At 59.2% G+C, this 17,891-nt stretch carries 16 protein-coding genes; 10 read left to right on the forward strand and 6 right to left on the reverse strand.

The genetic code is table 11. The features are described 5' to 3' along the window. Positions 1 to 324 precede the first annotated feature (324 nt). From rfbB to ATY78_RS08020, 9 genes are read left to right on the forward strand one after another with little or no spacing between them, the layout of a single operon-like run. Entirely contained in the window at positions 325 to 1,404 is a 1,080-nt protein-coding gene (rfbB, locus tag ATY78_RS07980; protein ID WP_088681807.1) for a dTDP-glucose 4,6-dehydratase, read from the forward strand. Beyond that, the gene (rfbA, locus tag ATY78_RS07985) at positions 1,401 to 2,297 is read left to right on the forward strand and encodes a glucose-1-phosphate thymidylyltransferase RfbA (RefSeq protein ID WP_088681808.1); all 897 of its coding nucleotides are present in this window, start codon (positions 1,401 to 1,403) and stop codon (positions 2,295 to 2,297) included. The genes rfbB and rfbA overlap by 4 nt, the downstream gene beginning before the upstream one ends. Then, positions 2,282 to 2,830, forward strand: a complete 549-nt coding sequence (gene rfbC, locus ATY78_RS07990; protein WP_088681809.1) for a dTDP-4-dehydrorhamnose 3,5-epimerase — start codon at positions 2,282 to 2,284, stop codon at positions 2,828 to 2,830. The genes rfbA and rfbC overlap by 16 nt, the downstream gene beginning before the upstream one ends. Before the next feature lie 24 nt (positions 2,831 to 2,854). After that, positions 2,855 to 3,721, forward strand: coding sequence for an SDR family oxidoreductase (locus ATY78_RS07995; protein ID WP_088681810.1), 867 nt, complete (start codon positions 2,855 to 2,857; stop codon positions 3,719 to 3,721). 8 nt (positions 3,722 to 3,729) lie between these two features. Beyond that, positions 3,730 to 5,028: a glycosyltransferase family 4 protein gene (locus ATY78_RS08000; protein ID WP_088681811.1), complete on the forward strand. Its 1,299-nt coding sequence runs from the start codon at positions 3,730 to 3,732 to the stop codon at positions 5,026 to 5,028. Positions 5,029 to 5,082: 54 nt separating this feature from the next. After that, entirely contained in the window at positions 5,083 to 5,817 is a 735-nt protein-coding gene (locus ATY78_RS08005) for an ABC transporter permease (RefSeq protein WP_190237419.1), read from the forward strand. Between the two features lie 2 nt (positions 5,818 to 5,819). Beyond that, a complete protein-coding gene (locus ATY78_RS08010) occupies positions 5,820 to 6,539 on the forward strand; it encodes an ABC transporter ATP-binding protein (RefSeq protein WP_088681813.1) in 720 nt (239 codons plus the stop codon). 2 nt (positions 6,540 to 6,541) lie between these two features. Continuing rightward, complete coding sequence (locus ATY78_RS08015; protein ID WP_088681814.1) at positions 6,542 to 7,465, forward strand: glycosyltransferase family 2 protein; 924 nt, start codon at positions 6,542 to 6,544, stop codon at positions 7,463 to 7,465. Positions 7,466 to 7,497: 32 nt separating this feature from the next. Then, a complete protein-coding gene (locus ATY78_RS08020; protein ID WP_088681815.1) occupies positions 7,498 to 8,205 on the forward strand; it encodes a glycosyltransferase in 708 nt (235 codons plus the stop codon). 120 nt (positions 8,206 to 8,325) lie between these two features. On the opposite strand, the gene ATY78_RS08025 is transcribed toward ATY78_RS08020, so the two are convergent. Beyond that, positions 8,326 to 10,287, reverse strand: a complete 1,962-nt coding sequence (locus ATY78_RS08025) for a methyl-accepting chemotaxis protein (RefSeq protein WP_088681816.1) — start codon at positions 10,285 to 10,287, stop codon at positions 8,326 to 8,328. A gap of 679 nt (positions 10,288 to 10,966) precedes the next feature. Between ATY78_RS08025 and ATY78_RS08030 the strand changes: the two genes are divergently transcribed. After that, a complete protein-coding gene (locus ATY78_RS08030; protein ID WP_245313515.1) occupies positions 10,967 to 12,592 on the forward strand; it encodes a GGDEF domain-containing protein in 1,626 nt (541 codons plus the stop codon). 16 nt (positions 12,593 to 12,608) lie between these two features. Here the strand turns inward: ATY78_RS08030 and ATY78_RS08035 are convergent, their stop codons facing one another. Genes ATY78_RS08035 through ATY78_RS08055 form a run of 5 tightly spaced genes read right to left on the reverse strand, consistent with a single transcriptional unit; the run spans position 12,609 to position 17,761 of the window. Then, positions 12,609 to 13,631 carry an LLM class flavin-dependent oxidoreductase gene (locus ATY78_RS08035; protein ID WP_088681817.1) on the reverse strand — a complete coding sequence of 341 codons (1,023 nt, stop codon included), beginning with the start codon at positions 13,629 to 13,631 and terminating at the stop codon, positions 12,609 to 12,611. Positions 13,632 to 13,690: 59 nt separating this feature from the next. Further along, a complete protein-coding gene (locus ATY78_RS08040) occupies positions 13,691 to 15,058 on the reverse strand; it encodes an LLM class flavin-dependent oxidoreductase (protein ID WP_088681818.1) in 1,368 nt (455 codons plus the stop codon). A gap of 20 nt (positions 15,059 to 15,078) precedes the next feature. Next, positions 15,079 to 15,828, reverse strand: a complete 750-nt coding sequence (locus tag ATY78_RS08045) for an ABC transporter ATP-binding protein (RefSeq protein ID WP_088681819.1) — start codon at positions 15,826 to 15,828, stop codon at positions 15,079 to 15,081. Then, positions 15,804 to 16,703, reverse strand: a complete 900-nt coding sequence (locus tag ATY78_RS08050) for an ABC transporter permease (protein WP_088681820.1) — start codon at positions 16,701 to 16,703, stop codon at positions 15,804 to 15,806. The genes ATY78_RS08045 and ATY78_RS08050 overlap by 25 nt, the downstream gene beginning before the upstream one ends. 32 nt (positions 16,704 to 16,735) lie before the next feature. Next, positions 16,736 to 17,761 (reverse strand): ABC transporter substrate-binding protein, encoded by a 1,026-nt coding sequence (locus ATY78_RS08055; RefSeq protein ID WP_088681821.1) that lies wholly within the window; start codon positions 17,759 to 17,761, stop codon positions 16,736 to 16,738. Positions 17,762 to 17,891: the final 130 nt, after the last annotated feature.

Here is a 17,891-nt window from a genome sequence, read left to right on the forward strand (position 1 = left end):
ATCCTCCCGCACCAAAAATTCGCGCCTCCGGGAAAGAAGCTACTATTTTTTACCCATGATTTTTGAGATTGAGCGGCTAGCGGATTCGATTTAGAGAACTCATAAGTTCTGTAAATCGTCGTACCATCACCACTTCCGCATGTGGAAGCCCAAGAGGGGCCGACCAGAAAGGCACCGGTCAGTATGGAAGAACAGTTCACATCAGACGCCAAAATCGCGCGATGCGAAAATTCCGGGCCTGAGCATGAACCGTTCCAAAGACGCCGCCGAACTCCGTTGTCTTAGAACGACACCCAACCCGCAAGAGATGCAAGGACTTATCGGATGACGATCTTGGTAACGGGTGGTGCGGGTTTCATCGGCTCAAACTTCATACTCCAGTGGCTGATAAACAAAAATCAGCGCATCGTAAATCTGGACAAGCTCACATATGCGGGCAATCTCGAAAATCTTTCGGCCATCGAAGGAGATCCCCGCTATAAATTCGTAAGGGCCGATATCGGCGATGCCGAAATGGTGTCCGACATTCTCAGGAGTGAGAATGTAAAGTCGGTGATCAATTTCGCGGCCGAGAGCCACGTCGACAGATCAATCGCATCTCCCGAGCAGTTCATCCAAACAAACCTCGTTGGGACGTTCAACCTCCTGGAAGCATCCAGGACGTTTTTCGATGAACTCGACGGTGAAGCGAAGTCCGGCTTCCGCTTTTTGCACGTCTCGACGGACGAGATTTTCGGCACTCTTGGTCCGAACGATCCTCCGTTCGACGAAGAAACCCCGATCCGGCCGAACAGCCCATACTCGGCGACCAAGGCGGGTTCCGACCACCTGGTCCGCTCCTACTTTGAAACATACAAACTGCCGGCCTTGATAACGAACTGCTCCAACAACTACGGGCCGCGGCATTTTCCTGAAAAGCTGATCCCGCTCATCATTCACCGGGCGCTCAAGGGCGAACAACTCCCGGTCTATGGGGACGGAAAACAAATCCGGGACTGGCTGTATGTCGACGACCATTGCGAAGCAATTCGCAATGTCCTGGAGCATGGAACGCCCGGCCAGACATATAATATCGGCGGCAACAATGAGATCACCAATCTCGACGTCGTCAACAAAATATGCGCGCTGCTCGATGACCTCAGTCCTCGGGAAGATCGGCAAAGCTACGTCTCTCAAGTTTCATTCGTGACGGATCGCCCCGGCCACGATCGCCGCTATGCGATCAACGCAACGAAAATCCGACACGAACTCGGATGGTCTCCCAAGGAAACCTTCGAAAGCGGTCTGCGAAAGACCGTCCTTTGGTATCTCGCCAATTCTCAATGGACCGAGAACGTGACCAGCGGCGAATACCGGCAGTGGATAGATCGTCAGTACGCGAGCGAGCGGAAGGCATGGCAATGAAACGCAAAGGCATCATTCTGGCAGGTGGATCGGGAACGCGTCTTCATCCTGCGACGCTGGCGGGATCCAAGCAGCTGTTGTCAGTCTACGACAAGCCGATGATCTACTATCCGTTATGCACTCTGATGGAAGCGGGTATCGACGACATATTGTTGATAACCACCCCGCAGGATCTTCCCAGTTTCGAACGGCTCCTTGGCCGCGGCCAGGAATGGGGAATCAATATCACCTATGCCGTGCAGCCAAGTCCGGACGGTCTGGCGCAAGCGCTGATAATCGGTGAGAAATTCCTCGACGGAGCGCCGAGCGTGCTCGTACTGGGCGACAATATTTTCTTCGGGAACGGCCTTGCGCGCATCCTTCGCGCCGCGTCGGATCGAGTGACCGGAGCAACGGTCTTTGCCTACCACGTCAACGATCCCGAGCGTTACGGCGTCGTTGAATTCGACAGCCGCAAGACGGCGCTTTCGATCGAGGAAAAGCCCGAAAAACCCAAGTCGAATTACGCCGTTACCGGACTGTATTTCTACGATGGCACGGCGGCCGACAAGGCAAAGCAGCTTACGCCGTCAGTTCGAGGGGAGCTTGAGATCACCGACCTCAACACCTTGTACCTCGAGGAAGGAAGCCTGTCGGTCGAGACGATGGGGCGGGGATATGCCTGGCTGGATACCGGCACGCACCAGTCCATGCTGGAAGCAAGCCAGTTCATAGCAACGATAGAGCATCGCCAAGGCGTCAAGATCGCATGCCCGGAAGAGACGGCTTGGCGCAATGGCCAGATCAACGACGATCAACTGCTGTCTCTCGCGCAGCGCCTGCTGAAAAGCGGATATGGAAAATATCTTCTGGGCCTTCTCCAGGAAAAGGAAATGGCGTGGACGGTCAACTAACTCAGCTCCCTGGTGTCATCATCCTCGAACCCAAGGTATTCGGTGACGAACGCGGCTTTTTCTTCGAAAGCTTCAACGAAGAAAAATTCAATTCCGCCGTCGGCCACCCTGTAGCCTTTGTGCAGGATAACCACTCCTGTTCGCAAAAGGGCGTCATCAGGGGGCTTCATTATCAGCTTCCTCCTTTCGCCCAGGGCAAGCTCGTCCGCGTCGTCGCCGGCGCGGTGTTCGATGTTGCGGTCGACCTGCGCAGGTCTTCCAGCACCTTCGGCAAGTGGGTCGGGGTGACGCTGACGGCCGAGAACAAGAAGCAGTTTTGGATTCCGCCGGGCTTCGCGCATGGCTTCTGCGCTTTGTCTGATAACGCGGAATTTCTTTACAAGACGACCGCGTTCTATTCGGCAGCCCATGAACGCTGCATACGATGGAACGACGAGCATCTTAAGATCGATTGGCCGGCAGAGATCGAGCCCATCATCTCGAGCAAGGATGCCAAGGGCGTCGAGTTCGCTGACGCGGACTACTTTGCATGACGTGCAAATTATAAGGAACCCACAATGACGCACGTTCTCGTCACCGGCGCCACCGGTATGCTTGGAAAATATGTCTCGGACGCCCTGACGCGTATGAATATCGATGCTGTCGCAGTCGACAGATCGCGTTTCGAGCTGGGCAATCCACAGGGGATATTCGACTACATAATGGAGTCGAAGCCTGCCGCCGTCCTCCATCTCGCCGCTGAGACCGATGTGGACCTGTGCGAGCGCGACCCTCAGCGGGCCGGCATTCGCAATCACCTGGCCACCGCCAACATAGCCAAGGCAAGCGCTGCCTGCGGTGCCTGGATGCTCTACGTCTCGACATCGAATGTATTCGGCGGATCAGGCACGTTCGAGCACAACGAACTCGATCTGCCGTGCCCGCTGAACTACTACGGGCGCTCCAAGCTTATGGGAGAGCTTGAGGTTCGCCGCTTCAACCCAATCAACCACCTGATTGTCAGAGCAGGCTGGATGATCGGCGGCGGCAGGGCTCGCGACCATAAATTCGTAGGAAAAGTCATCGAGCAAATTCTGAACGGAGCGACTTCGCTGAGAGCCGTGGGAGACAAATATGGCTCCATCACGCGCGCGTCGCTCCTGGCCGAATTCATCGTCTGGGCGCTTGCGCAACGGCACACCGGCACGGTCCACTACTCCAGCAGCGGCATCGTAACGCGCCATAACATCGCCGAGCAAATCGTTGCCGCACTGGAACGACAAGTGCAGGTCGCTTCGGTTCGCTCCTCGGATTTCCCACTGTCTGCGCCCAGACCTTTTTCTGAGGGCATGACATCGATTTACACACCGACGCTCGAAGGCGCTCCACAACCAGGAAACTGGAAGGACGACCTCACGCAGTACGTCGAGACATTCCTGCAGTAAGGCCAAAAATGCTTCAAAATTTCCGCCTATTCAGCGCCTACGCGAAGCAGTTCGGCTGGAGCAACGCGGCGTTCTTCGCGCTTTTCAAGTTGTTTCCCCGAAAGTTCGCCCTGCTGGCGCAAAAACTCGGAGCCGGCAAAACATCGGTTTCCCCGCTGGTCGCCGCTCTGGACTACCGCACGTCTTTCGACACGGTTTTCGACTATGCCCCCTGGACCCAATTCGGTGGCTCGGCATCACCCGCTCGCTCGAAAAGCGGCGAACCCGCCTATGTCTGGTTCGTGCCCGATTGGCTCAATGTCTGGGGCGGCGGTCATTTCACCCTGTTTCGCTTTGCCCAGCATTTTGCGAAGAAGGGAACGAAAAACATCATCTATATCTACGACAACCGCAGGCATTCGAATCCCAAGGCTTTGCAGGCTGAGCTCGACGGCGCCTTCAAGAGTTGCCTGCTCGAAGTCGTGACGAACCCGAAAGATCTGCCTGCCGCCCACGTTGCCATCGCAACCACCTGGCAATCGGCTTATCATGTTCGTGCCTTTGCGCATGCAAAGCACAAATTCTATTTCATGCAGGACTATGAAAGCCAGTTCTATGCGCATGGCACGGCCTCGATGCAGGCGAACGCGACATACGCATTCGGGTTTCATGGCATTACCGGCGGCGGATGGCTGAGAAGCCGGTACGAGGCTCACGGCGGAACCGCGCAGAATTACCGTTTTGCGGCCGATAAGGATATATTCTATCCCGCAGAGCCTTCCGCCGCGGTCCGTGAGCAGGTCAAGAGGATCTTCTTCTACGGCCGGCCGTCCACGGAGCGCCGGTGTTTCGAGCTCGGTATCGTCGCGCTGAAGAAAATCGCCGATGCCTTTCCCGATGTGGAAATCATCATCGGCGGTCTGGATCTTGCACAAAGCCCCCCGTTCAAAGCCACCCTGCTTGGCAACATGACTTTAGCCCAAACCGGCGATCTCTACAGAACCTGCGATGTCGGCATCGCCTTCTCGGGGACCAATCTTTCGTATCTGCCCGTCGAACTGATGCAGTCGGGCGTGCCTGTCATATCCAACAATGGTGCTCATGTGGAATGGTTCTGTGAGAACGAGCAGAATGCCCTTCTCGTAGACCCCACCCCTCAGGCCGTTCTGGACGCCTTCACCCGTCTCCATAATGACAAGGCATTGCGTCAACACCTCGCCACCAATGGCCGCTCCACGACGGCGCCAACGACTTGGGAAGGCGAGATGGACAAGATCTTCCACTACGTCCAGACCAATGCGCCCTCTGTCTCGTCAGACAAGAGCTAAGCGAACATGTCATTTCCTAGAGCTGGAAGCTTCAATCACTTTCGCAAGACGCTGGTGATTGCAGCCGGCCTCGCATCCAGCGAATTGCGCGGCCGTTATCGACGCAGCATTCTCGGGCCTTGGTGGCTTACTTTGGGTGCGGCGATCGGCGTCCTCGGCTTGGGCCTCGTCTGGAGCACCCTGCTGAATGTCCCGACGGCAGATCTCGTCCCGCGTCTGGCGGTGAGCCTGATCCTGTGGCAATTCATTTCAGGCTGCGTTCTGGAAAGCGCCGGAGTATACGTGCGGCAGGGGCAGGTGATACGCAACTTCGCCTTGCCCTTTTGGGTCTATCCCTGCCAGCTCGTGTTTCGGCATTTGGCCACGCTTTGCCACAACCTCGTCGTGGTGGTCGCGGTGTTTCTCGTCTTTCCTGAAAAGTTTTCGGGACAGGCATATCTTTCGGTTTTTGGACTTGCGCTCACAGCATTCGCGCTCTCCGGCGCTGCAGCGGTGATCGGTTCCATCGGAGCCCGGTTCCGGGATGTCGAGCCCCTGCTGCAATCGGTCATGCCGCTGATATTTTTCGTTACGCCGGTGCTCTACGAGCCGAGTCAGCTTGGCCCGCGGATGTATGTCGTATGGCTCAATCCGATGAGCTACCTGATCGAGATCGTGCGCGGTCCCTTCTTCGGCAATATACCGTCGCCGGCCGTCTATCTCGTTGCGCTAGCCTTCACCATTGCCACCAATGCGGCAGCCTACCTGCTCTTGTCGTCGAAGGGCAAACGGCTGCCCTTCTGGATCTAGCTATGTCCCATCTCTCTTTTTCTCAGGTCACCGTTCGATATCCGGTATACAATTCCAGGGCGACCTCCCTCCGCAACAATCTCGTCAGACTTGGAACCGGAGGAAGAATTGGCTCCGAAGCCGGAAAGAATATAACCGTCACCGCCCTCGAAGAGGTGAGCTTCGAGCTGAATGGCGGAGATTTCGTCGGACTGGTTGGCCATAACGGCGCCGGCAAGAGCACCTTGCTGCGAACGATGGCCGGCATTTTCCGTCCAGTCTCCGGAACGATCACCCGCAAGGGATCAGTCGGCACCGTCTTCGAGCTCGGCGCCGGCATGGACCCGGAATTGTCGGGCTACGAGAACGTCATCCGCGTGATGTTGCTGCTCGGAAAATCACGGCGAGAAGCCACCGAAATCTTCCCGGAAATCGAAGAATTTACCGAATTATCCGACTATCTTCATCTGCCGATCAGGACCTATTCCGCCGGCATGATGACGCGGCTGATGTTTGCCGTTTCGACCATGTCTCAACCGGACATACTCCTGGTCGACGAAGTTTTCGGCACGGGCGATGAGCAGTTTCGCCAGAAAGCCGAACAGCGGATTTCCAAGATGTTCGAGCAAGCCGACATATCCGTCTTCGCTTCGCACGATCACGGCTTGTTGCGAAGGCTGTGCAACCGGTTCTTCCGCATGGAAAATGGGAAGATAAACGAAGTGAATGAGGGCGACATTTGACAATGAAACCTTCGTCAGAAAGCATCCAAGATCTGGTCGTGGGCGCAGTGGTCGTCACTTACAATCCGGACATGGATGCTCTGGTTTTGCTGCTTCGGCAGTTACGCCGACAGACGCAGCATATCATCGTCGTCGACAATCACTCCTCGAATGACATTGAAAGAATCCCGCCGGATCTATCGAGTATCGAGATCATAAAATTAAATAGCAACGTAGGAGTCGCTTCCGCGCAAAACGTCGGGATAAGGAGAGCACGTGCTCTAGGCGCTCGATACGTTGTTATCTTTGACCAGGACAGCCTGCCTCAGGAGGAAATGATTGATGGTTTGCTCCGAACTTTGCGGGCTTTCAATCTGGGCGGCAGTCGTGTTGCGGCCGTAGGTCCTGCCTGCGTCGATGGCAGATGGTCGCGCCAGCTACCGTTCGTCAGGATGCACGGGCTTCGATATCGACGGATCTACCCTGGTGACACCAGAGCCCCGATCGAAGTCGATCATCTGATTTCCTCCGGAACGTTGATACGAGCAGATGTTTTCGATGACGTCGGTTTGATGAATGACAGCCTGTTCATAGACTACGTCGATATCGAATGGTGTATGCGCGCCCGCATGAAGGGATACGCTCTTTATGGCGTACCCGAGAGCCAGATGTACCATTCCCTGGGCGACAATATCGTCAATATATTTGGCGCCAGCGTCGGATTGCACAGCCCCCTCCGTGATTATTACCTCTTCAGAAATGGAACCTGGTTGATATCAAGGGGCCGCCTGCCGTTGCAGTGGAAGTTGATCGAGACTGCTCGGCTGATATCGCGCTTCGTCATTTACGCCATGACCGCCAGAACCCGTTCCCACGCCAAGAGCATGCTTCTTGGTGTTGCAGATGGAGTGCGTGGGAGGCTCGGCAAAGCTACGCGTAGTTTGTGATTGCGAGATTGAGCGAGCGATAGGACTTTCCGATGATCACTGTATCGATCGTATCACACGGACATGGCGCATTGGTGGGCAGCCTGCTCACTCGGCTATGCGCCCTTCCATTGGTCGAATCCATCATATTCACAGTCAATACGCCTGAGAATCTCCCCTCATCATCGATCCACCCGAAGATCAGAATAATACACAACAGTCTTCCTAAGGGTTATGGCCAAAACCACAACGCGGCTTTTCAACATGTAAAGACCCCGTTCTTTTGCATATTGAACCCGGATATTTCGATAATAACCGATCCTTTCCCCCGTCTGGTGGAAATATCCAAAAATCAGGGATTTGATCTATTGGCACCGGTCGTTGCCGATAGGAATGGCATCGTGCAGGATTCCGCTCGCCACTTTCCGACTTTATTGAGCCTTGCTCGAAAGCTACTGTCCGGGCATCCCGGCATTACGACAGCGAAGCCCGAAAATGACCTGTTGGATTCCGATTGGCTGGCCGGAATGTTTATGTTCTTCAAGACGGAGTTCTTTGCACGTCTTTCCGGCTTCGACGAGCGGTATTTCCTGTATTATGAAGATGTAGACATTTGCCGGCGGCTGAGACGCCAGGGCGGACGGCTGAGGCAGGTTTTGGATCTCACCGTTATCCACGACGCACGCAGGGACAGCAGGCGAAAGCTGAAGTTTGCGGTGATGCACGCCCGCAGCGCCGCGAGATTTCTATTGAGCCGCTGACTGACGCCGCTTGCAGGACAGGTGACGTCCGGAATTGCTCTAGGATAAAAATACGAAGGGCAGCAAACGCTGCCCTTCGTTCATTTCCTTTTCAGCGGAGGCTGAAGAGAGATCGGGCGATCAGAACTCTTCCCAATCGCCGGCCAGAGCCGCGTTCCCGTTCGTCTGGAAAGAATTGGCCACCTTGGCAACCATCTGGCGCGCGGGCGAGGCTACGGGTTGAGTATGTTGTGCTGCGGCGACCGGCTGTGACGGGCGCCTCGATGCCGATGCTCCCCCGATGTTGAACTGGCTGAGCAACTGGAACAGCGCATCGGCCTCCTTGGCAAGGTTGTGAGCCGCTGCTGTCGCTTCTTCCACCATGGCGGCGTTCTGCTGCGTGCCCTGATCCATCTTGTTGACGGCGGCGTTGATCTCTTTCAGCCCCGTCGCCTGTTCCTGCGAAGCGCCGACGATGGCGCCGACATTGCCGTCGACCTGCTGCACCTGAACCGCAATTTCCTGCAGGGCTTTTCCGGTCTCGCCGACTAGGGCCACGCCGCTTTTGACGTGGCCGTTCGATGCATTGATCAGTTCCTTGATTTCCTTTGCCGCCTTGGCGGAGCGTTGCGCCAATTCGCGCACTTCCTGGGCAACGACGGCAAAGCCCTTGCCGGCTTCACCGGCACGCGCCGCTTCGACGCCGGCGTTCAGCGCCAGCAGGTTGGTCTGGAAGGCGATCTCGTCGATGACGCCGATGATGCTGCCGATTTCGGTGGCGGAGGATTCGATCTTGCCCATGGCATCGACCGCGTCGCGAACGACGCTGCCCGAGCGCTCCGCATTGTCCTTGGTCTTGCGAACGAGCTGCCCTGCCTCCTGCGCCCTGCTGCTCGAGTCGGCGACGGTGGTGGTGATCTCCTCCAGGGCGGCGGCGGTTTCCTCGACGGATGCGGCCTGCTGTTCGGTCCGCTTGGCGAGATCGTCCGAGGCGGAGCGGATCTCCTGCGCGCCGGCTGCAATCGCGCTGGCGTTCTGAGAAACTTTCTGCATGGCGGCGCGAAGCTTTTCGACCGCGGCATTGAAGTCGGCCCGGAGCTTTTCCAGGGACGGAATGAACGGGGTATCGATCTGCTGCGTGAGGTCGCCGTCAGCAAGCGCCTGCAGGGCATCGCCAAGCTGGCCGACAGCCTTGTCCGTCTGCTCGGCAAGGGTGCGACGTTCATCGGCATCCTGCTCGAGCCGGTGCCGTTCCACTACAGCCCGTTTTGCTTCCGTATCGGCTTCCCGTTCGGCCTTTGCCGAGATTGCGTCGCGCAAGCCGGCAACGGCGCGTGCGAGCTTGCCGATCTCATCGCCCCGCGCTTCGAGGCGGCGATCGCCATCGAGATTGCCCTCCGCCATCGCTTTCAGCGAAAGCTGGAGTTTTGCCAGCGGGCCGACGATCGTGCGAGATGTAATGGCAGCGGCAGCGATGGAAAGAAGAGCCGCGATGGCGAGCGCCGTCAGCGCGATCGGCTTGAAGCCGCTCGCCGTGCTGCGAACCTCGCCGCCGACCGATTTGTTCAGCGCTTCCTGATAGTCGATGAATTTGTTGATGGCGCCGAGCCAGGCAACGAAGGCCGGACGGGCCTGTTCGAGCAGGATTTTGCGGGCCGCCTCGCCATCGCCCTTCTCCTGCAGCGCAATGATCTGAGCGACCAGCGGATTGGTTTTCGCCTGTATGTCGGCGATCTCGGCGAGGATGGTCTTTTCCTGATCCGTAGCACCTGCCGGCGATGCAATCATCTCCGCCATGCGCTTTTCATTTTCGGCATAGGAGGCGGCAAGCTTTTCGATCAAGGCTTCGGCCGCCTTGCGTTCATCGGCCGATGTCACCAGGGTCACGTCGCGAATGGCGATCGCCCGATCGTGCACGCTGCCGCGATAGTTGATGGCAAAGCGCTGCTTGACGCTGTTGACGTCGTTGATCGCTCCAAGATTGCTGTTGATCTCAGCAACCTTCTCCGCCGAATAGATGGTCAAGCCCGCCATCAGCAGAAGCAGGAAGCTGAAACCGAGGGTCAGGCGCACCGCGATCCCGAAACTCTTAATGCTGTTCATTGGCACTCTCCATCGTTGGCGAGGTTTGTCAAAGGTGTCTTGGCCGCCAGGATCGTTCGTCACGTCTCGTTCAAGTGTGGAGCCTCGCGCGTCTTCGCGTGCCGGAACCATGCCACTTTGCATGCACGCAGCGCTTTTACTCTTCGAGTAAGCGAAGCCATCGCACCCAAGGTACGAGGCGTGCGTCAAAGCAACAGCGTCGATTTCATGCGAGATTTCGGGTGCCTGGCTCGCCATCATGGCGTAGGTGACGATCCTGGGAGCGTCGTTCCGATATCCTAAAAAATTATGGGAATATATTTTAGAGAGTGTAAACGAAGGCGGCGGAGCATCATTATCTTGCGCTTTTCGTATATTTTTTGGGCATTCTTTCGCGTAAAGTGCATAGACACCTCGCTCGGAAGAGTATGCCAAGTTGTCCGACAGAATTCGGCGTACATCTCCTGTTGCAAACCAGGCCGCCGATTCTCTCCGCGAACAATAATCTCGGCACTGACGACGAATCTCTTCGGATGCACTCGCAGGGTGCGGACGATGCTTCATGGCGAAGATCGCGGGTCATCAAGCGCTACTCTTTGAGAATTGTTAGAATTTCTCGTGGACTATATCGGCAGAAATGAGCGGGGCAGAGGTGGCACGACGGGCTTCTTCCAAATCAAGGCACGACGAGAACCTGCCAGTGAACTGGCAGGAACTGCTGGACCGTGCCGTGAGCCTGGATTGGGAATGCCGCACCGGCGAGGCGCTCGAAGCCGCGGAGGCTGCCTACGAGGCGGCACTCGAAGCCGGCGACGTCGCCGGAGCCCTGCGCGTCTCGCATCGGCTGGCGCTCATCCATTTCAACAAGGATGCCCTGGCCGAAGGGCTGAAGATGTGCCTTCGCGCCGATACCTGGCTGAGATATTGCCAGGATGAGGCTGCCATCATTTCCCTGCAATCGATCCATGGCGGCATTCTCGTGGCGCTCGGCGACCTCGAAACCGGCTTCGCCCTGCTGATCGACTGCCAGAAGCGCACCAAGACCTGCACCGATCCCCTGGCCAACTGGCGCGCGCGCACTGCCTATGCGATGGCGCTGTTCGATACGAAAGACTTCGATCGCGCAGCGCAAGCCGCAGCCGAAAGTCTGGACTATGCGGAGGCGAGCGGTCTGGCGACGGGCTCCGTGCTGATTGCCCGCTCGATCGCCAGCCGCCTGGCGGCGCGCTCGCTCGGCGAACATCGTCTGGCAGGCCGGGAAATCGACGACGTTCTGCTTGCCCGCACGGAAGAACAGCTGCGTTCGATTCTGACGCAGGCCGAGGCGGAAAAGCTGAGTTATGAGATTGCCGAGTGCCATTGCTATCTCGGGCTCCTGGCATGGACGCGCGGCGACGAAGCAGCGGCCGCGGCCCGCTATGTGGCGGCGATCGCCGCCTCCCGTGCCGCCCAGGACGATGTGCTGCAGGCGGAGACCTTCTACTGGTATGCCTATCTTCTGGCAGGACAGGGCGCTTTCGATGAAGCGGTGTCTTTGCTTGCCGGCATCGAGGCGATGGAGCAGGTTCTTTCCGTACCGCGCATGAAGCTGCGCCATTTCGAGATGCGCTTCCGGATTGCCGAAATGGCCGGCGACTGGAGGGCGGCCTTCGGCCATCACAGGGTCTATCACGGGCTGGTGCTCGAAGATTATCGGCGGCTTGCCTCGGCGCGCGCCTATACGATGAAGCTTACGCTCGATCTGGAAACGATGCGCCGCAAGGAAGACAGCGCCCGGCTGGAGCGCGAGCGCTTGCTGGAGGAAAATCTGCGGCTTGCCTCCGAGCAGCGCGAGGCGGCCCTCGCATCGCGCACCGACCCGCTGACCGGCCTCGGCAATCGGCGTGAATTGCAGTTGCGCTGCAAGGACTGGATCGAAACAGGCGTCACCCATGCGGCGCTGATGCTGGTCGACATCGACCATTTCAAACGCATCAACGATGTCTTTTCCCATTCGATCGGCGATATCGTCCTCTGCCGGCTTGCCGGCTTGCTCGGCGATACCGGCCGGGAAGGCAGCCTGGCGATCCGAATGGGCGGTGAGGAATTCCTTCTTTTGCTTCCCGGCACGACGACCGGGGATGGCTTGGTTGAGGCTGAGCGGCTGCGCCTGCGGGTGCAGGATCACGATTGGTCGCAGGTGGCCCCGGAGCTCGCCGTCACCTGCTCCATCGGCCTAGCGGACTGGTTTCTGGCCGATAGCCTGGAAGCGGCTCTGCAAGTGGCGGATGCCAACCTCTACGTCGCCAAGAATACCGGCCGTAACCGATGTGTGGCTGCGGCCTGACGTTTTCAAAAAGACATCAGCCACGCAGCAGCGGCAGAAGCTGATCGCCCTGACGCTTGATCTCCGATAGGTAGGGCGTGTCGGAAAGCACGAAATGCGTGATACCAAGATCCTGGTATTTGCGCAGCGAGCGGGCGACGTCCGCCGCCGAGCCGACCAGCCAGGTGGTGCCGGCGCCACCGCCGCCGAACTTACCCGGCGCGGTGTAGAGATTGTCGTCGAGCACGTCGCCGCGCTCATAAAGAGCAAGCAGCCGCTGCTGGCCGACGGCAAGCACACGCTGGTGGTCGTGCCAGCCGGCGCCCTTGCTCTTTGCCATCTCGGCGACTTTCGCCTCCGCATCGGCCCAGGCCTCATCCGTCGTGTCGCGGACGAGCTGCCTGCTCAGCGCTTTCAGCCGCTCGATCCGTTCACGCACGCCGTCGAGCGGCTCGCCCCAGAAAAGCTGGACATCGGCCTCGGTGGCCGCCACGCGTTCGGCCGCCTCCGAGGCACCGCCGAAATAGAATTTGGGGTGCCGGCGCTCGCCGCGGGCCTCGATGCGCGGCACCACGGTGGAGCCGGCCACCCGGAAGTGATCGCCCGCCGAGGTGACGTTTTCTTCGGTCCACAATCGACGAACCAGCCGCATGAATTCCTTGGTGCGGGCGTATCGATGCGCCTGATCGCCTTCGCTGTCGCCATAGGCCGGCAGGTTATCCTTGCCCGAAACGATGTTGATCCGCACGCGTCCGCCCGTCAAATGGTCCAGCGTGGCCGCGGCGGACGCAAAGTTCGCCGGCCGCCAATAGCCCGGGCGGATCGCAATCAGCGGCTCGAAGGTCGTGGTCCGCGCGGCGAGCGAAGCCGCGACGGTGAATGTATCTGGCCGGCCCCAGCCAGTGCCGATGAGCGCGCCCTTCCAGCCATGCCCCTCCAGCGCCTTTGCATGGCTGGTCAGGGTATCGAGGCTGTTATGGTTCTCGACGGCGGAATCGCCGCGATGGCCGGGCCGGACGTCGTTCGGAATATACCAGAGAAATTCGGAAATATTGCTCATGCGATGCTGCGGTTCCGGATGGTTGGGAAAAGGAGGCCGAGGAGAGGCCTCCCGAGAGATCATACGGCCGCCTGTGCCTGCTGCACCTGAAGGGTGAACCCATTCGGCGGACGCCTGAGGCCGAGGTTCTCCCGCAGCGTCGCGCCTTCATATTCATGCCGGAACAGGCCGCGCTTGCGCAGGATCGGTACGACCTGATCGACGAAATCGGTAAGCCCGGCCGGCAGGACCGGCGGCATGATGTTGAAGGCGTCGGCGGCGCCGTTTTCGAACCAGGTCTGCATCGCATCGGCGATCTGTTCGGGCGTTCCCACAACGGTCCGGTGGCCGCGCGCGGTGGCGACCGCGAGATAGAGCTGGCGCAGCGTCAGATTGTTGCGCGAGACGAGATCCGAAACCAGCTTGAGGCGGCTCTTGTTGAGTTCGGTATCTCCAGGCAGGGGAGGGGCGGGATCATCCAGTGAATAGCCGGAAAGATCGACGCCCCTGTAGTGACGGGCAAGGATGTTCCAGGCGATCGAGGGATGGACGAGCGATTGGATATACTCGTAGTTCGCCTCAGCTTCGGCTTCCGTCCCGCCGAGAACCGGAAATATGCCGGGACTGATCAGAAGATCCTCCGGCCGCCGTCCGTAGCGGGCGAGCCGCCCCTTGACGTCGGAATAGAATTCCTGGGCATCATCGAGCGTCTGATTGGCGGTGAAGATCATCTCGGCCGTGCGGGCGGCCAGTTCACGTCCCGGTTCCGATGCCCCGGCCTGCACGATGACAGGGTAGCCCTGAACGGGGCGGCCGACATTGAGCGGACCGGCTACCGAGAAGAACTTGCCCTTGTGATTGACCAGATGCACCTTGTCGGGATCGAGATAGACGCCGCTTTCCTTGTCCCGAATGAAGGCGTCGTCCTCGTAGGAATCCCACAATCCCTTGACCAAGTCGACGAATTCCTCCGCCCGCTCATAGCGGTCGGCATGTGCGGGATGACCTGCGATCGAAAAATTCTTCGAAACGTCTGCGCCCGTCGTGACGACATTCCATGCCGCCCGGCCCTTGGAAATATAGTCGAGCGACGCGAACCGGCGGGCGAGAAGATAGGGGTCCTCATAGGTCGTCGATGCCGTGGCGACGAAGCCGATGTGCCTGGTGGCCTGGGAGAGGGCAGCCCAGAGGGTCAAGGGTTCAAAATGAGCGCCCTGGGCGGTCCGGCGATATGCTTCGAGGTCGTTGGCACGCTCCCATCCCGCCGGACTGTCGGCGACGAAGACGAGATCGAACTTGCCGCGCTCGGCGGTCTCAGCCAGTTCCCGGTAGTGGTCGATGTTGAGGCCGGCATCGGCCTGGGCCTCCGGATGACGCCAGGCGGCGATATGATGGCCGGTCGCCATGATGAACGCGCCAAGCCGGATTTGCCTTTTCGATGTGCTCATTGACTTAATCCCTCGCTGGTTCAGGCTGCCTTGCGGCGGGGGACGTCGACGCCCAGCCGGCCGAGAAGATGGATTCGGAATTCCGAGAAGCGCGGATCGCCGTGATCGCGGGGTGTCGGCAGGTCGACCCTGAGATCCTCGATGAGGCGGCCTTCGTCGAGAACCAGAATCCGGTCGGCCAGCGAAATCGCCTCGTCGACGTCGTGGGTGACGAGCAGCACCGCAGGACGATGCCGTGCGCAGAGCTCCCGCAGCAGATCGTGCATCTTCAGCCGGGTCAGCGCGTCGAGCGCGCCGAAGGGTTCGTCGGCCAGAAGCAGGGCGGGCTCCCGCACCAGGGAGCGGGCAAGCGCAACCCTCTGCTGCTCGCCGCCAGAAAGCTGGTTCGGCCACGCCGTTTCCCGCCCTTCAAGGCCAACTTCCACCAGGGCCTTCCTTCCGGCCTCCTGACCGGCGGCGCCACGCAGGCCAAGGGTGACGTTCTCGATGACACTGCGCCACGGCAGCAGGCGGGCATCCTGGAAAACCACCGAAAGGTTTTCCGGCGTCTCGAGGGTGCCGGTGCCTTCGACACCGTGGTCGAGGCCGGCAAGAGCCCTGAGGAACGTGCTTTTGCCGGAGCCGCTGCGGCCGAGCAGGGCAACGAACTCGCCTCTCTCGATATCGAGATCCACGCCGTCGAGGATCGTCTTCGCCGCAAATCGGCGGACGAGGCTCCGCACATGGACGGCCTTGGTTTCAGACTTCAATTTGCCAGAGTGCGGCGCCATGAGAGGACCCTCCGTTCGATGAGGCGGACGAGGCCGTCCGAAACGAGACCGAGCAGCACATAGACGACCAGGCCGACGAGGATGACGTCGGTCTGCCCATAATTGCGGGCGAGATCGATCATATAGCCGAGCCCGCTGGTGGCGTTGATCTGCTCGACGACGACGAGGGAAACCCAGCAGAGGGTAACGGCGAACCGCAGGCCCAGAAGGAAACCGGGCAATGCGCCCGGCAGCACCACCTGCAGAATGAAGTCCTTCTGGCTCATGCGGAGCGTCTCGGCCAGTTCGACGTAACGGCTGTCGATGCTGCGAAGCGCATTGTGCGTGTGGATGTAGATCGGCACGATGACGGCAAGCACGATGGTCGTTACCTTCATGCTTTCGCCGATGCCGAACCACAGGATCAGCAAGGGGATGAGCGCGAGCGTCGGTATGGCGCGCTTGATCTGGACCGGCCCGTCGATCAGGGCTTCGCCGATCCGGGAAAGGCCGGCGATCACGGCCAGCACCGTGCCGATCAGCAATCCGAGACCGAGGCCGAGCAGAGCGCGCGTTGCCGACGTCACGAAATTATCCTGCAGGCGGCCCTGTTCGATCAGCCTTACGAAAGCCTCGGCGACCGTCCACGGCGCCGACAGGATCCGCGGATCGATCCATCCGAGCGCCGAGCCTGCCACCCAGGCCAAGACCAGCAAGGCCGGCCCGATCTGCAATCCGAAAGGTATGGCCGGTCCGGGACCCAGCCTGCGCCGAACGCGAGGACCGGTGGGGCCGGCAAAGCCGGCAGGTTTGGCCCGGCGTGAACCTGAGTGCGCTATTCTGCCGGCGGATGGCCGCGATAGTTTCGCCTCATCCGCATCCCAAATGGTTGCCATGAACGGATCTCCTCCTGGATGGATGTGGAAAATTACAGGCTCTTGGCCAAAGCCGCGGCGCCGAGCTTTTCGAAGCGATTGTCGAAGATCTGCTCCACGTCGAAAGGCTTGTAGCCGAGCTCATCCGCCAGCAGGTCGATGGTTTCCTGGTGACGCTTCTTCACTTCGCTCCAATCGGCGGGAACGATCTGTTCGCCGGTCAGCTTGACGAGATATTCCCCATCTTCCCGGCTGAGGCCCTGCTGGTCGACGTAGTATCCCTTGATCCAAGGCTCCGGGTTCCGGTTTACCCACTCCGTCGCGCGAGCCCAAAGGCCGACATATTCGGCGAGGGCGGCCGCCTTGGCGGGATCGTCCAGAACCCATTGCGGCGCGTAGAGATGGCTGGGATCGTCCCGCAGTCCATGCTCCAGCAGGGTCGCCCCGTCGGCTCCATATTGACCGATGTAGCGCCTGATATAGACCCCGCCGAGCGGCGCGATATCGACCTGCTTGCTCGCCAGCGCCTTCGGGTAGACGTCGCCGGTGCTCGGCAGCTCGACCAGGGTGACGTCGCCGCTCTTCAGCCCGGCTGCGTGCAGCGCGCGCAGAACGAGAGTGCCCTGGGCCTGGCCCGGGCTGAAGGCGATGCGTTTGCCGCGGAAATCCGCAAGGGTTTTCACCTCCGCGCCCGGTGCGATGCCGAAGCGGTAGATCGGATTGGCGATCGGATCGCGGCGTTCGCGATAAGCGATGTTGCGGACGGGCAGGTTGTTCCAGTTGGCGAAGATCGAGGGGATCTCGGCCACCGATCCGACATCGAGCGCATGAGCGCGGAAGGCTTCCGACGTCTGCGGCCCACCGCTGATATTGGCCCATTTCACTTCGAACGTGAGCTCCTTGTCGAGGCCGGACAGTTCGAAGGCCTTCTGGGTGACCGGGTCGCCGATCGTCAGCACCGTGCCCGCCGGTACCTTGGCCAGGAGGGGAGCATCCGCCTGGGCCGCAGCCGGACCGTGGATGGTGCCGAAGCCAAGCAGACTGAACAACGCAATTTTGAATGTCTTTGCCAATGTCATCGTCGATCTTCCCGTTTGGATTGTTGTTGCAGGAACGATGCACGACAAGATCGGATATAATCTACTAAATCGATAGACTATTTAGTTTAATATTGGGGTCGCTGGTGAAAAAATATCCCCGAAAGTCGAG

Source organism: Rhizobium sp. R635, assembly GCF_002211285.1.
Lineage (GTDB): Bacteria > Pseudomonadota > Alphaproteobacteria > Rhizobiales > Rhizobiaceae > Rhizobium.

Coding starts and splice junctions, on each gene's coding strand:
- ATY78_RS08020 (WP_088681815.1), top strand. CDS start 7,498: ATGATCACTGTATCGATCGTATCACACGGACATGGCGCATTGGTGGGC.
- ATY78_RS08055 (WP_088681821.1), bottom strand. CDS start 17,761: ATGACATTGGCAAAGACATTCAAAATTGCGTTGTTCAGTCTGCTTGGC.
- rfbB (WP_088681807.1), top strand. CDS start 325: ATGACGATCTTGGTAACGGGTGGTGCGGGTTTCATCGGCTCAAACTTC.
- ATY78_RS08035 (WP_088681817.1), bottom strand. CDS start 13,631: ATGAGCAATATTTCCGAATTTCTCTGGTATATTCCGAACGACGTCCGG.
- ATY78_RS08025 (WP_088681816.1), bottom strand. CDS start 10,287: ATGAACAGCATTAAGAGTTTCGGGATCGCGGTGCGCCTGACCCTCGGT.
- ATY78_RS07995 (WP_088681810.1), top strand. CDS start 2,855: ATGACGCACGTTCTCGTCACCGGCGCCACCGGTATGCTTGGAAAATAT.
- ATY78_RS08010 (WP_088681813.1), top strand. CDS start 5,820: ATGTCCCATCTCTCTTTTTCTCAGGTCACCGTTCGATATCCGGTATAC.
- ATY78_RS08015 (WP_088681814.1), top strand. CDS start 6,542: ATGAAACCTTCGTCAGAAAGCATCCAAGATCTGGTCGTGGGCGCAGTG.
- rfbA (WP_088681808.1), top strand. CDS start 1,401: ATGAAACGCAAAGGCATCATTCTGGCAGGTGGATCGGGAACGCGTCTT.
- ATY78_RS08045 (WP_088681819.1), bottom strand. CDS start 15,828: ATGGCGCCGCACTCTGGCAAATTGAAGTCTGAAACCAAGGCCGTCCAT.
- ATY78_RS08000 (WP_088681811.1), top strand. CDS start 3,730: ATGCTTCAAAATTTCCGCCTATTCAGCGCCTACGCGAAGCAGTTCGGC.
- ATY78_RS08050 (WP_088681820.1), bottom strand. CDS start 16,703: ATGGCAACCATTTGGGATGCGGATGAGGCGAAACTATCGCGGCCATCC.
- ATY78_RS08040 (WP_088681818.1), bottom strand. CDS start 15,058: ATGAGCACATCGAAAAGGCAAATCCGGCTTGGCGCGTTCATCATGGCG.